This is a genomic window from Achromobacter aegrifaciens (assembly GCF_902859965.1).
Lineage (GTDB): Bacteria > Pseudomonadota > Gammaproteobacteria > Burkholderiales > Burkholderiaceae_B > Achromobacter > Achromobacter aegrifaciens.
Window position 1 is genome coordinate 1,334,389 of the sequence record NZ_CADIKO010000001.1, and the last position, 13,908, is coordinate 1,348,296.

The following is a 13,908-nucleotide window of genomic DNA, read 5'->3' on the forward strand; positions in this document are numbered from 1 at the left end:
AGATGTAAGTTAGTGCCCTTGAATTCATCCGGCCCGCCCCCATCTGGCCGCGCCCCTTGACCACGCGCCGTAAACAGGGTGGCATAAAATCGTCGGCAACATCATCACCACGGTTTCACGATGCCCAAGCAGTTGTCCGACTTGTACGCCGACCTGCGCGCCCGCGCGCAAGAGCCCGCCCCGGAAGGCGCGCGCGCTTTATATATAGCGGGGCGTCGCTGCGGCTGGGCCACGCATGCGGCGTGCGATGCATTGCGCGATGCGCCCGGCATCGCAACGGACGGCGCGAGCCTGCGCATCGGCGCGGACCTGCAGCCCGGCGCAAACCTGAACGGCGTGCTTGAACAGGCCGCGCAACTGTTGCGCCAAGCCAACTGCCTACGCGGCTGGCGCGACGAATTGCTGGATGTTCTGGACGGCGACGAGCCGCTGGGCGTGATCGAACGCGCGGCGGTGCGGCCGCTGGGCCTGCTCACCAAGGCCGTGCATCTGAATGCGTGGACGCCGGACGGCCGCCTGTGGGTCGCGCGCCGCGCGCTCAGCAAATCCACCGATCCCGGTATGTGGGACACCTTGGTCGGCGGCCTGGCCGGCAGCCGCGAGGACCTGGAACTGGCGCTGGTGCGCGAATGCGGCGAAGAGGCGGGGCTGGACGCGCCCGACCTGACGCAGCGTTCGCCCCTGCGCACCATTCTGCGTATCCATCGCCGCCTGCCCGAGGGCTATCAGGTCGAGGATGTCCTGACCAGCACCTGCGTGCTTGCGGCTGACGTGCGCCCCGCCAACCGGGACGGCGAGGTGATGGAGATCGCCACCATCGACGCGGCCACGGCCGTGCGCCAGGTGGCGGAAGGCGAATTCACGCTTGAAGCAGCGCTGGTGATCGTCGAAGACATCATGCAGCGCCGCGCGGCCGGCGAGATCCCGGCCTGAGCCTCGCGGTCCGGGGCTGCGCAGGCAGCCCCGACCCCTGAATCAACGTGGAACGATGCCCGGCTCGCCCAACGCCGGGTTGTCAGTGACGTTGCCGGCGAGATTCCCGGGGAGGTCGCTTGCAGGCGGCGCATCCGCCCCCGCGGCCTCGCGCGCCGCTTGGGTATCAGTGCCGGACGCCGCGCCCGCCGCTTCCGCGGCTTCGGCGGCCTGTGCCGGGCTGGGCGCCGACGCCGGCGCGGGGACCGGAGCGGGCGCGGCATTGGCCTGCGAAAACTGCTTCCACACTTCAATCGCGCGCAGGCGTTGCTTGGCCACGACCTGGATGCGTTCGCGCAGATGCTCGTCGCGCGCCAGCAGGGCGTGGAAATCGCGCGAGGACAGCATCAGCAGCTTGCTGTAGCCCAGCGACGTCACCTCGGGCATCAGCTGCTCTTCACCGAGCAGGCCAAGTTCGCCGAAGAATTCGCCGCTGCCCAGTTCGATCATGGTGTTGTCCGGCAGATGCACTGCCACGGCGCCCGAGGCCACGAAACACATCTCTTCGCCATGGCGGCCCTTGGTCAGCACGCGCTGGTCCGGCAACGCCAGTCGCGGCTTGAGCAGCTTGCTGATGGCCCGCAAGGAATCGGCGGACAGGCCTTCGAACAGCGGCACGCGTTTGATCAGGTCGGCCGCGCTCATTTCGATGTCCAGCGGCGGGTGCTTGTCGATGTGGGCCCAGCGGCTCTTCAACTGCGCCATCAGGTCGGCGTAGACCTCGCCGCTGATCAGGAACTGCTCAAGCATGTCGCGGTAACGGATGCGCTCCATTTCGCGGGCCACGCGGCCCAGGTAGCTTTCCTGCAGCCACTGGGCGTAGGACGGATATTGCAGGTTCAGGGCCTGCATGGCGTTTTCGATCAGGTCCAGGCGGCGCTGGTGCAGGGACACGATGCGCTGCGTGGCTTCCTCGCCCAGCAGGGGGGTGATCTGTTCGCGCGCGAAGGCAATCAGGCGCTGCGCGACCGACCGCTTGCTCATCAGGTTGGCGAAGCGCTGGCCCAGTTCGCGCGCCAGCCAGCCCTGGAAGCCGAACAGGTAATGCAGGCGCAAGGCCAGCCGGAAACCGGTGGAATAGCGCACGTCGGCGACGATGGCGCGCTCAAAGCCCGGAATGCCCCCCAGCCGGATCGCGTCCTCCAGCCGTTCGGCCCGCGCCAGCAAGGTTTCGGCCATGCGCCAGTCCACGATCTGCGCCTTCAGGATGTCGAAGAACATTTCCTCTTCGCGCTGCGCCACGATGGCCAGTCCCACCGCCACGCGCTGGTCGTCCGTCATCTGGCTGACCTGACCGTCGTGCACGCTGGTCAGGCTGGCGTCGAACACGGCGCGGATGCGGTCGCGGACCTCGGTGCCGATATGCTCGGTCTTGGCGACCTCTTCGGTCTTGCCCTGCAGATCTTCCAGCGCCACGGCCAGGGCCTGGTTGCGGATGGTGCGCTCCACCGGGGACAACTGGTTCAGGCCCAGCATGCGGATCAGCGGCCGCAGGCTGATGCCGTTGATGAACAAGGTCAGCAGCACGTAGCTGGTGGTGGCCACCGCGATGAACTGGCGCGCCTCTTCGGCCACCCCGGTCTGCTCCGTCACGGCCAGCGCCAGCGCCAGCGAGACGGCGCCGCGCAGGCCGCCCCACAGCATGACGACCTTATAAGGATTGCTGACCTTGGTCCCCAGCCGGGTCAGCCCCAGCAAGGGCAGCAGGCCGAAGACCACAATCGCGCGCGCGACCAGCGTGGCAACGAACACCACCGCCACCAGCGCCAGTTCCTGCCAGTCGGCGGCCGCCATCAGCTTGGGAATCAGCATGGCCGCGAACAGGAAGATCAGCGAGTTGGCCCAGAAGCCGAACTGCTCCCAGGCGCTGGACAAGTATTCGAACGTGGTGGGCGACATGCGCGTGCGGCCGGTGGAGCCCACCACCAGGCCGGCGATCACGGTGGCGACCACGCCCGACACGTTCAGGTAGTGCTCGGAAATGAAGAAGGATAGATAGGCCAGCGTCAGTGTCAGCGTGATTTCCGCGGTGGGAAAGCCGCGCAGCCAGGCGAACAGGAAGCAAGCCAGCCGGCCCATGGCGAAACCCGCCACGCCGCCGCCGATGAAGTGCACGATGAAGTCGTTGAAGATGCCGCTGGCGGTAAGTTCGCCATGGCCGCCCAGCACGGCCAACAGCACGGAGTACAAGGCAATGGAGGCCGCGTCGTTGAAGAGGCTTTCGCCTTCGACCAGCGTGGTCAGGCGCTTGGGCGCGCCCACTTCGCGGAAGATGCCCACCACAGCCACGGGGTCGGTGGTGGCGACGATGGCGCCCAGCAGCAGGCAGACCACCAACCCGTAGGGCGAAATGGCATCCAGCGTGACCCCGACCACCACGGTGCAGACGACCACGGCCACGATCGCCATCATGAGGATAGGGCCGATGTCGTCCATCAGGCGCCGCACGTTCATGGACAACGCGGTCTCGAACAGGAGCACCGGCAGGAACACCATCAGGAAGGTTTCGGACGAAATCTCGAAGCGTTCCAGCGAATCCAGGAAGTCACCGATCCAGCTGGGCGCCCAGCCGTGAACGTGCACGATGATGCCGAGCAGACAGCCGACAATGGCCAGCAGCACCGAATAGGGCAGTTTGAGGCGGCCGGCCAGGGGCGGCATGAAGCAGACCAGCGTCAGCAGACCTGCCAGGCCGAATACGAGAAAACCTACATCCATGTTCTGTGGGCGGAGCTTATGTGAAGTTCCACAAGAATAGCGGCTTTTTCCTCCGGGACCGGCGCAGGAACTGCCAGGAATCGAGGAGAATGCACGTTTCGTTACCCCAATGCGGACAAGCGATACGCGTCGCGCCATGTTTTTTGGGTAATGTGGAATCGCACAAACTTTGCAGGAGCGGCACTTGGCCCGGATCCATTCCCTGACCCGGCGCGACGATGCGCCCGCCATGCTGGTCCAGCTGACCGACAGCCATCTGTTTGGCGAACCTGAAACCTCGATGCTGGGCGTCAACACGGACGCCAGCCTGCGCGCGGTGCTGCGCCAGATCGAGGCGGACGGCAAGCACCCCGATCTGCTGCTGGCGACCGGCGACATGTCCCAGGACGGCGAGGCCGCGGCCTATCGCCGGCTGGCGCGCGTCCTGTCCGAGGCGCCCGCCCTGGCGCAGGCCAGCATCCGCTGCCTGCCAGGCAACCATGACCTGCCGGCCGTGATGCGCCAGGAACTGCCGCAATGGTCGGTTCCGGTGACGGACGTGGGCGCCTGGCGCGTGGTCGCGCTGGACACCACCGTGCCCGGTTCCAACGCCGGCCATCTGCCCGCGAGCCAGCTCGATCTGCTGGAGGCCGCGCTGGCCGAAGCTCCGGGCCGCCACACGCTGATCGCCATGCATCACAACCCCATGCAGATCGACAGCCACTGGCATGATTCGATGATGATCGACAACCCCCAGGCCCTGTTCAAGCTGTTGACGCGCTGGCCGCAGGTCCGCGTGCTGCTGTGGGGCCATGTGCACCACGAGTTCGACCGCCGCCGCCACAATCTGCGCATGCTGGCCACGCCCTCGACCTGCTTCCAGTTCAGCATCCGCGACGGCAAGCATGTGGTGGACAACATGGCGCCCGGCTACCGCTGGATCAAGCTGTACCAGGACGGTTCGATGGCAACGGGCGTGCGGCGCGTGCAGGACGCGCTGTGGCATGGCGCCAGGACGGCCGCGGACAACGCCCAGGCGGCCTAGCCAGGCCGCGCCTCTTGCTCCGTCAGCGCACGGCGTTTGCCGCTTGAGTCGGCTGCATGCGCGAACCGGACGCGCATAAAAAACGGGGCACCAGATATGCATGGTGCCCCGCAAGCATCCGTCTCATAGGGGAGGGGAAAGAGGAGAAGCCGAGACGGATGACAAGACTGCTAACCGAAGTTCGCGGTCTACATGAAGTTAGGCGGTGCGATCCTCATTAAGTTTCTCGCGCCGCGCAAAATTTCAGCCCAAATTTGTATCAATTTATTCATGTGCGGCCGCGGCCCACCAGAAAAGCAAAAGGGCCGCTGATCGCGGCCCTTCGCATGGTTCGGCAACCGTCTCAAGAGGCAAGATTGCCGCGCATCTTCTTCAGGGCGGCCGCTTCGATCTGGCGGATGCGTTCGGCCGACACGCCGAACTCCTGGGCCAGTTCGTGCAGCGTGGCGCCGCCGTCGTCCTGCAGCCAGCGGGCTTCGACGATGCGGCGCGAACGCGGATCCAGCGCTTGCAGCGCGTCGGTCAGGCCGGCGCTTTGCAACTGGTCGCGGGCGGCGCGTTCCAGCACCCGGGTGGGTTCCTGGCGGCCCTCGTCGGACAGGTAGGCGATGGGCGCGTAGCTGTCGTCGTCATCGTCCTGGTTTTCAAGCGACATGTCGCGGCCGGACAGGCGCACTTCCATTTCGCTCACGTCTTCGCGGCGCACGTTCAGTTCGCGCGCGATGTGGTCGACCTGTTCCGGATCCAGCGTCTGGCCGTCGGGGCGCATGCTGCGCAGGTTGAAGAACAGCTTGCGCTGGGCCTTGGTGGTCGCGACCTTCACCAGGCGCCAGTTGCGGATGATGTATTCGTGGATTTCAGCCTTGATCCAGTGCACGGCGAATGACACCAGGCGCACGCCGCGCTCGGGGTCGAAACGCTTGACGGCCTTCATCAGGCCGACGTTGCCTTCCTGGATGAGGTCGGCATGCGGCAATCCATAGCCCAGGTACTGGCGCGCCACCGACACCACCAGGCGCAGGTGCGACAGAATCAGTTCGCGCGCGGCGCCCAGGTCTTCCTGGTCGCGCAGGCGGCGGCCGAGCTCGGTTTCACGTTCCGCGGACAGGACCGGCAGGCGGTTGACCGAGGAGATATAAGCGTCGATCGTGCCAAGTGCGCCCGGATTGGCAATGGCCAACGCCAGGGCGTTGCCGGAAGCGGCCAACGAGGTACTGGGTTGCTTCATAGCGGGGGTCTCCGGATGGCGAAGGGATAACGACATGGATTCGATGTTAGCACTCTAGTATTGGGAGTGCTAATTCGACTATTGCGGCGCGTCAAAGTTTCATTCGTCGCATTATGTCCCCGTTTATTTTTTAGAGTGGGGCGCCGCCGTGGGCAACCGAGCGCTGGCGGCAGATGGCCAGCCCCTGAATCCGGGCGCGGCCGCGGCTTGTCCTACCAACCCAGGCGCTTCAAGCCTTCGGCCGTAGCCTCGCCGTCGGGCCGCACGAACAGCGCCCCGCGCGGATCCATCAGCACCTGGTAGCGGGCGCCGTCGAACAGCGGCATGTACGCAGCGCTGCCAAATTGGACATCGACGAACGGGAACCAGTTCGGGAAATTCTTCTTCAACGATGCCAGGTCCGGCGCCGGCCAGTCATCCAGCGCGTGGACCGAGCGCGTGGCGGAGGCCTCGCGCGCGGCATCGCTATAACGGCCCGACAGGCGCTCCAGCCGGTATAGCGGCGGCACGCCGGCCATCAGCGCCGGCAGCCGCCAGCGCACGACCCGGGCATCGATCTGCCACTGGTCCCCATAGAGGACATACTGCCTGGTGCCCGTGCCAGGCGCGCTGGCGCTGACCTGGAACTGGCCGTCGGCCACCTGGCGTACTTCAACATGCGCCACCGGCTCGTCGGCCGTCAGGCGGAAGAATTGCACCAGCGAAAGGGCCAGCAGGCCCGACACGCATCCCAGCAGCACCAGCATCAGGCCGAACAGGCGGCGCACCGGCCGGAACTGGAACACCCTGCGGCCGCGCTCGTCGCGCGGGCCGCCGCGGCCCAGCAGCATGACGATGCCCGGCAGCAGGACGACGACGGCGCCCAGCAGTATCCAGACGAAGGGAGCGATTCCGTTGATCAAATCAGGCGTTCCTATTGAGCACAGACCGCAGGGGGCGCGCCGGGGCGCGCAAGCAGCCTGCCGCGGCAGGCCCGCCAGTATAGAAGCGCGCCCTCAGGGCGCCGGTTTTCCAAGCCGCTCGACGTGAAACCGGATGTGATCCTCGATGAACGTCGAGATGAAGTAGTAGCCGTGGTCATAGCCCGGGTGGCGCCGCAGGTCCAGCGGCTGGCCCGCAGCGGCGCAGGCGGCCTCGAATACCTCGGGATACAACTGTTCGGCCAGGAATTGGTCCGACTCGCCCTGGTCGATCAGGATGCCGGCGGGAAACGGGTTGGTGGCGCCGCGCATCAGTGCGGACGCGTCGTAAGCGGCCCAGTCCTCTGTCTTGTCGCCCAGATAGGCGCCGAACGCCTTCTTGCCCCAGGGGCATTGGCTGGGCGCGGCGATGGGCGCAAATGCCGACACCGAGCGGAACTTGCCGGGGTTGCGCAGCGCGAGCACCAGCGCGCCATGGCCGCCCATGGAATGGCCGAAGATGCCGGTGCGCGACGCGTCGCCGGGCAGGGCCTCGCCCGTGACGATGCCGTGCAGTTCCTGCGTCACGTAGCTGTACATGCGATAGTGGTCCCGCCAGGCCGGGGTGGAGGCGTCCAGGTAGAAGCCCGCGCCCGAGCCCAGGTCCCAGCTTTCGTCCTCGCCAGCCACGTTGGCGCCGCGCGGGCTGGTATCCGGGGCGACCAGCATGAGACCGAGTTCCGCAGCCAGCCGCTGGGCGCCCGCCTTGATCATGAAGGTCTCTTCCGTGCAGGTCAGGCCGGCCAGATAAAACAGCACCGGGACCGGACCGTCTTCGGCCTGCGGCGGAATGTAGACGGAGAAGCGCATGGGCAGGCCGATCTCCGCGGACTCGTGGCGGTAATAGCGCTGCCAGCCGCCGAAGCAGCGATGCTGCGAAATGAGTTCCAGGGCGACTGCCATTGCTTTCCTCCGATCGGAATGATGCGAAAAAAACGTCTCGCGGATTAGGGGATATCCACGGTACGACGTTCCGTCGCCGAATGTTAACCTGGGCTTTATAGGGTACGAACGACAGAAAAAAAGCGATTTCCTGCCCTGACCATGATCACGGGACTTGACCAGCGCCCACCGTGGCACTATTTATATACCGTGAGCGAAGACAACCCGTTCTTCCAAATACGCAAGTCCTGACACTATGGCCCGTCTGCCCCGTCTGTACGCCCCTGGGCTGCCCCAACTGGTGCAGGCCAACTTCATCCAGCCGCTGGCGGCGCCGTCGCAACCCGCGCCGGCCGACATACTGAATCAACTGGCCACGTGGCTGGGCGAATCCGCCCAACGCCACCGAGTCTCGGTTCACGGCTGGCTGCTTGCCAACGACCGCATCCTGCTGCTGGCCACGCCCGCCGACGAGGAAGGCCTGCCGCGCCTGATGCAGACGCTGGGCCGCAACCTGGCGGCGCGCTTGCGCGGCGGCCGGGTCTTCGCCGGTCGCTACCGATCCGCCTTGCTGGAACCGGGCGCCTGGGTGCTGCCATCGCTGGTCTGGCTCGAAACCTATCCGGTGCGCAGCGGCGCCTCGCAGGATCCCGATTCCTGGCCGTGGTCCTCCGCTTCCAGCCATACCGGCAACACCACCGCCGCGCCAGCGCAGTGGCAATCGGACCACGCGGACTACTGGGCCTGTGGCAATACCCCGTTCGACCGCCAGGCCAATTACCGCAAGCGCTTGCAGGACGGCCTGTCGCGCGAGGAAACCCAGCGCATCGACCAGGCGGTCTCCGGACAATGGGCGCTGGGCGGTCCCGCTTTCATTGCCAGTCTGGCCCATACTGCCAGCCGCCGGGTTGCTCCCGGCCAGCGCGGACGTCCGCGCAAGAAGCCAGCCGCAGCGTCGTCCGATGCCGAACCCAGTTCTGCGCCGCCCACCACGACGCCCACGTCGACCTCTTCCTGATTACGAACCCGCCTGAACGGCGGGTTCTTCACTTTTGCGGGCCACGCCGTTCGGGCCGGCCTGCGCATTTGCGTTTCCGCAACGTCGACTCAGGCTCAGGCTGCTGAAAATCGCCAAATAATTAGGGACATATAATAAGAAAAACCGCGTTTTATCGGGCGCGCACGCACCCTGCTGGTGCATACCCCCCTGGGGAGGCCCATTTCGTGCGGCTCTTGATGCGTCACCGAATTAAAGATCGATGACGGGTAACATCAAAAATAAGGGACACACCCTATTTATTCCTATTGCACCCTACTCATGTCGGGGGTATTGTCCGTCTCCTGCACTGCAACATTACGACGCAGGCCCACTGCGGAGCGCGCCATGCCCCAAATCACCCCGATCGACTCCTGTCCCCCGCCCAAGGCGACCCCCATCGATGCCAGCCGCATCGGACTGCCGTCTGCCCAGGGCCTGTACAACCCGAAGAACGAGCATGACGCCTGCGGCGTCGGTTTCGTCGCCCACATCAAGGGCAAGAAAAGCCACGCCATCATCCAGCAGGGTCTGAAGATCCTGGAAAACCTGGACCACCGCGGCGCGGTCGGCGCGGACAAGCTGATGGGCGACGGCGCCGGCATCCTGATCCAGATCCCCGACACGCTCTACCGCGACGAGCTCGGCCATCAAGGCATCACGCTGCCGCCTCCCGGCGAGTACGGCGTGGCCATGGTGTTCCTGCCGAAGGAAACGGCCTCGCGTCTGGCCTGCGAACAGGAACTGGAACGCTCCGTGCGCGCCGAAGGCCAGGTCGTCCTGGGCTGGCGCGACGTGCCGGTGGACGTCGACATGCCCATGTCGCCTGCCGTGCGCGCCTGCGAACCCGTGATCCGCCAGCTGTTCATCGGCCGCGGCGCCGACGTGATGGTGCCGGACGCGCTGGAGCGCAAGCTGTACGTGATCCGCAAGACCGCCAGCCACGCCATCCAGAACATGCATCTGGCGCACGGCAAGGAATACTTCGTGCCCTCGGCCTCGGTGCGCACCGTGGTCTACAAGGGCCTGCTGCTGGCCGACCAGGTCGGCCGCTACTACCGCGACCTGGCCGATCCGCGCACGGTGTCGGCCCTGGCGCTGGTGCACCAACGCTTCTCGACCAACACGTTCCCCGCCTGGCCGCTGGCCCACCCGTACCGCATGATTGCCCACAACGGCGAAATCAACACGGTCAAGGGCAACTTCAACTGGCTGCGCGCCCGCGAAGGCATGATGCAGTCGGCCGTGCTGGGCGAGGACCTGAAGAAGCTGTACCCCATCGTCTACGAAGGCCAGTCGGACACCGCCACGTTCGACAACTGCCTGGAACTGCTGGTGAACTCGGGCTACTCGCTGGCCCACGCCATGATGATGATGATCCCGGAGGCCTGGGAACAGCACACGCAGATGGACGAAAGCCGCCGCGCTTTCTACGAGTACCACGCGGCCATGATGGAACCGTGGGACGGCCCCGCCGCGGTCGCGTTCACCGATGGCCGCCAGATCGGCGCCACGCTGGACCGCAACGGCCTGCGCCCGGCCCGCTACCTGGTCACCGATGACGACATGGTCATCCTGGCTTCGGAAGCCGGCACGCTGTCCATCCCCGAAAACCGCATCGTCAAGAAGTGGCGCCTGCAACCGGGCAAGATGTTCCTGATCGACCTGGAACAGGGCCGCATCATCGACGACGCCGAGATCAAGCTGCAGCTGGCCAACAGCCGGCCGTACCGCCAGTGGATTGAACGCCTGCAGATCAAGCTGGAATCGCTGCCGGCGCCGCGCCAGGCCGCCGTCGCCACGCAGTCGTCCGTGTCGCTGCTGGATCGCCAGCAGGCTTTCGGCTGGACCCAGGAAGACTACAAGTTCATCCTGGAACCCATGGCCACGACCGGCGAAGAAGTCATCGGCTCGATGGGCAACGACGCCCCGCTGGCCGTGCTGTCCGACCGCGCCAAGCCGTTCTACAACTACTTCCGCCAATTGTTCGCGCAGGTCACGAACCCGCCGATCGACCCCATCCGCGAACAGCTGGTGATGTCGCTGGTGTCCTTCATCGGCCCCAAGCCGAACCTGCTGGACATCAACAACGTCAACCCGCCGCTGCGCCTGGAAGTGTCGCAGCCGGTGCTGGATTTCGCCGCCATGGCGCAGATCCGCGACATCGAGCAGGTCACGGGCAAGAAGTTCCGCAGCTTTGAGCTGGACATCACCTATCCCGCCGCCTGGGGTCCCGAAGGCATCGAAGCCCGCGTGGCCGCGCTGTGCGCGCGCGCCGTGGACGCGGTGCGCAGCGGCTACAACATCCTGATCGTGTCCGACCGCCTGGTCGACAGCGAGCGCGTGGCCATCCCCGCGCTGCTGGCGACCTCCGCGGTCCACCAGCACCTGATCCGCGCCGGCCTGCGCACCAACACCGGTCTGGTCGTGGAAACCGGCTCGGCGCGCGAGGTGCACCACTTCGCGCTGCTGGGCGGCTACGGCGCCGAAGCCATCCACCCCTACCTGGCGCTGGAATCGCTGGGCAAGATGAACGACCCCGAAAAGGCGGTCAAGAACTTCATCAAGGCGATCGGCAAGGGCCTGAACAAGGTCATGTCCAAGATGGGCATTTCCACGTACATGTCCTACACCGGCGCGCAGATCTTCGAAGCCGTGGGCCTGCAGACCGCGCTGGTGAACAAGTACTTCACCGGCACCGCCTCCAACATCGAAGGCATCGGCATCTTCCAGGTGGCCGAGGAAGCGCTGCGCCAGCACCGCGCCGCCTTCAGCACCGATCCGGTGCTGGCCAACGACCTGGACGCGGGCGGCGAATACGCCTATCGCGTGCGCGGCGAAGAACACATGTGGACGCCGGATTCCATCGCCAAGCTGCAGCACGCTTCGCGCGCCAACAACTACCGCACGTACAAGGAGTACGCGCAGATCATCAACGACCAGAGCCGCCGCCACATGACGCTGCGCGGGCTGTTCGAGTTCCGCTTCGATCCGTCGCGCGCGATTCCGCTGGACGACGTCGAATCCGCCAAGGAAATCGTCAAGCGCTTCGCCACCGGCGCCATGTCGCTGGGCTCGATCTCCACCGAGGCACACTCGGTGCTGGCCGTGGCCATGAACCGCATCGGCGGCAAGTCCAACACCGGCGAAGGCGGCGAGGACGAACTGCGCTACCGCGCCGAAATGCGCGAAGGCAAGAGCACCATCAAGGACGGCGATACGCTGGCCTCGGTGCTGGGCTCGGACCGCATCGAAGCGGACGTCGAACTGAAGAAGGGCGACTCGCTGCGCTCCAAGATCAAGCAGGTGGCCTCGGGCCGTTTCGGCGTGACCGCCGAATACCTGTCGTCGGCCGACCAGATCCAGATCAAGATGGCCCAAGGCGCCAAGCCCGGCGAAGGCGGCCAGCTGCCCGGCCACAAGGTGTCGGAATACATCGCCAAGCTGCGCTACTCGGTGCCGGGCGTGGGCCTGATCTCGCCCCCGCCGCACCACGACATCTACTCGATCGAAGACCTGGCCCAGCTGATCCACGACCTGAAGAACGTGAATTCCAAGGCTTCGGTGTCGGTCAAGCTGGTGTCCGAAGTGGGCGTGGGCACGGTGGCCGCGGGCGTCGCCAAGGCCAAGGCCGATCACGTCGTGATCGCCGGCCATGACGGCGGCACGGGCGCATCCCCGGTGTCGTCCATCAAGCACGTGGGCACGCCCTGGGAACTGGGCCTGGCCGAAACGCAGCAGACGCTGGTGCTCAACCGCCTGCGCAGCCGCATCCGCGTGCAGGCCGACGGCCAGATGAAGACCGGCCGCGACGTCGTCATCGGCGCGCTGCTGGGCGCCGACGAATTCGGCTTCGCGACCGCGCCGCTGGTCGTGGAAGGCTGCATCATGATGCGCAAGTGCCACCTGAACACCTGCCCGGTGGGCGTGGCCACGCAAGACCCGGTCCTGCGCAAGAAATTCCAGGGCAAGCCCGAACACGTCGTGAACTTCTTCTTCTTCATCGCCGAGGAAGTCCGCGAAATCATGGCCCAGCTGGGCATCCGCAAGTTCGACGACCTGATCGGCCGCGCCGACCTGCTGGACATGCGTTCGGGCGTGGAGCACTGGAAGGCCCAGGGCCTGGACTTCGCCCGCGTGTTCCACCAAACGCAATCCGACGCCGACGTGCGCCAGACCGAAGAGCAGGACCACGGCCTGGCCGGCGCGCTGGACCACCAGCTGATCGAGCGCAGCAAGCCCGCGCTGGAACGCGGCGAGAAGGTGTCCTTCATCGTCCCCGTGCGCAACCGCAACCGCACCATCGGCGCCATGCTGTCGGGCGCGGTGGCCGCGCGCTACGGCCATGAGGGCCTGCCGGACGACACCATCCACATCCAGTGCAACGGCACGGCCGGCCAAAGCTTCGGCGCGTTCCTGGCCCACGGCATCACGATGGACCTGGTGGGCGAAGGCAACGACTATGTCGGCAAGGGCCTGTCGGGCGGCCGCATCATCGTGCGCTCGCCCAACGACTTCCGCGGCTTCGGCCCGGACCACATCATCGCCGGCAACACCGTGCTGTACGGCGCGCTGGCGGGCGAGGCGTTCTTCAACGGCGTGGCCGGCGAACGCTTCGCGGTGCGCAACTCGGGCGCGGCCACCGTCGTGGAAGGCACCGGCGACCACGGCTGCGAATACATGACCGGCGGCACCGTCGTGGTGCTGGGCACGACCGGCCGCAACTTCGCGGCAGGCATGTCGGGCGGCGTGGCCTACGTGTGGGATCCGGAACGCACGCTCAAGCAGCGCGCCAACCTGTCCATGGTCGAACTGGAAAGCATCGTGCCGCACGCGGAACAGCTCGCCCAGAACAACATCGACGTCTGGCACAGCGCGCAGCGCGGCGGTGAACGCGAAACGGACGAAACCATCCTGCGCCGCCTGGTGGAAGATCACTTCCGCTACACCGGCAGCTTCCGCGCCCGCGAGATCCTGGGCGACTGGGAAGCCTCGCGCGGCAAATTCGTGAAAATCATGCCGACGGACTACCGCCGCGCATTGGGTGAAATGTGGCGTGCAGCCAACCCGCAACAACTGGCTGCGTGAG

The 13,908-nt window shown here is 66.0% G+C and carries 8 protein-coding genes; 4 read left to right on the top strand and 4 right to left on the bottom strand.

The genetic code is table 11. From position 1 onward, the window contains the following. The first annotated feature begins 120 nt into the window (after positions 1 to 120). Positions 121 to 933, top strand: coding sequence for an NUDIX hydrolase (locus HV793_RS06190; protein WP_054455451.1), 813 nt, complete (start codon positions 121 to 123; stop codon positions 931 to 933). Positions 934 to 975: 42 nt separating this feature from the next. On the opposite strand, the gene HV793_RS06195 is transcribed toward HV793_RS06190, so the two are convergent. Next, positions 976 to 3,690, bottom strand: coding sequence for a cation:proton antiporter (locus HV793_RS06195; protein ID WP_054455453.1), 2,715 nt, complete (start codon positions 3,688 to 3,690; stop codon positions 976 to 978). 184 nt (positions 3,691 to 3,874) lie between these two features. Here HV793_RS06195 and cpdA point away from each other — a divergent pair, with 184 nt between their 5' ends. Then, a complete protein-coding gene (gene cpdA / locus HV793_RS06200; RefSeq protein WP_054455455.1) occupies positions 3,875 to 4,714 on the top strand; it encodes a 3',5'-cyclic-AMP phosphodiesterase in 840 nt (279 codons plus the stop codon). A 343-nt stretch (positions 4,715 to 5,057) separates the two neighbouring features. Here cpdA and rpoH read toward each other — a convergent pair whose 3' ends face one another. The 3 genes from rpoH to fghA all read right to left on the bottom strand — a co-directional run bounded on the left by rpoH (position 5,058) and on the right by fghA (position 7,804). After that, the gene (rpoH, locus tag HV793_RS06205; RefSeq protein ID WP_054455457.1) at positions 5,058 to 5,942 is read right to left on the bottom strand and encodes an RNA polymerase sigma factor RpoH; all 885 of its coding nucleotides are present in this window, start codon (positions 5,940 to 5,942) and stop codon (positions 5,058 to 5,060) included. 212 nt (positions 5,943 to 6,154) lie between these two features. Then, positions 6,155 to 6,844 carry a hypothetical protein gene (locus HV793_RS06210; RefSeq protein ID WP_175180352.1) on the bottom strand — a complete coding sequence of 230 codons (690 nt, stop codon included), beginning with the start codon at positions 6,842 to 6,844 and terminating at the stop codon, positions 6,155 to 6,157. Between the two features lie 93 nt (positions 6,845 to 6,937). Next, positions 6,938 to 7,804 carry an S-formylglutathione hydrolase gene (gene fghA / locus HV793_RS06215; protein WP_175212844.1) on the bottom strand — a complete coding sequence of 289 codons (867 nt, stop codon included), beginning with the start codon at positions 7,802 to 7,804 and terminating at the stop codon, positions 6,938 to 6,940. 235 nt (positions 7,805 to 8,039) lie between these two features. Between fghA and HV793_RS06220 the strand changes: the two genes are divergently transcribed. Both HV793_RS06220 and HV793_RS06225 read left to right on the top strand, forming a co-directional pair. Continuing rightward, positions 8,040 to 8,801 carry a hypothetical protein gene (locus tag HV793_RS06220; RefSeq protein WP_119449865.1) on the top strand — a complete coding sequence of 254 codons (762 nt, stop codon included), beginning with the start codon at positions 8,040 to 8,042 and terminating at the stop codon, positions 8,799 to 8,801. A gap of 366 nt (positions 8,802 to 9,167) precedes the next feature. Continuing rightward, positions 9,168 to 13,907: a glutamate synthase-related protein gene (locus tag HV793_RS06225; protein WP_054455466.1), complete on the top strand. Its 4,740-nt coding sequence runs from the start codon at positions 9,168 to 9,170 to the stop codon at positions 13,905 to 13,907. The last annotated feature ends 1 nt before the right edge of the window (position 13,908 follow it).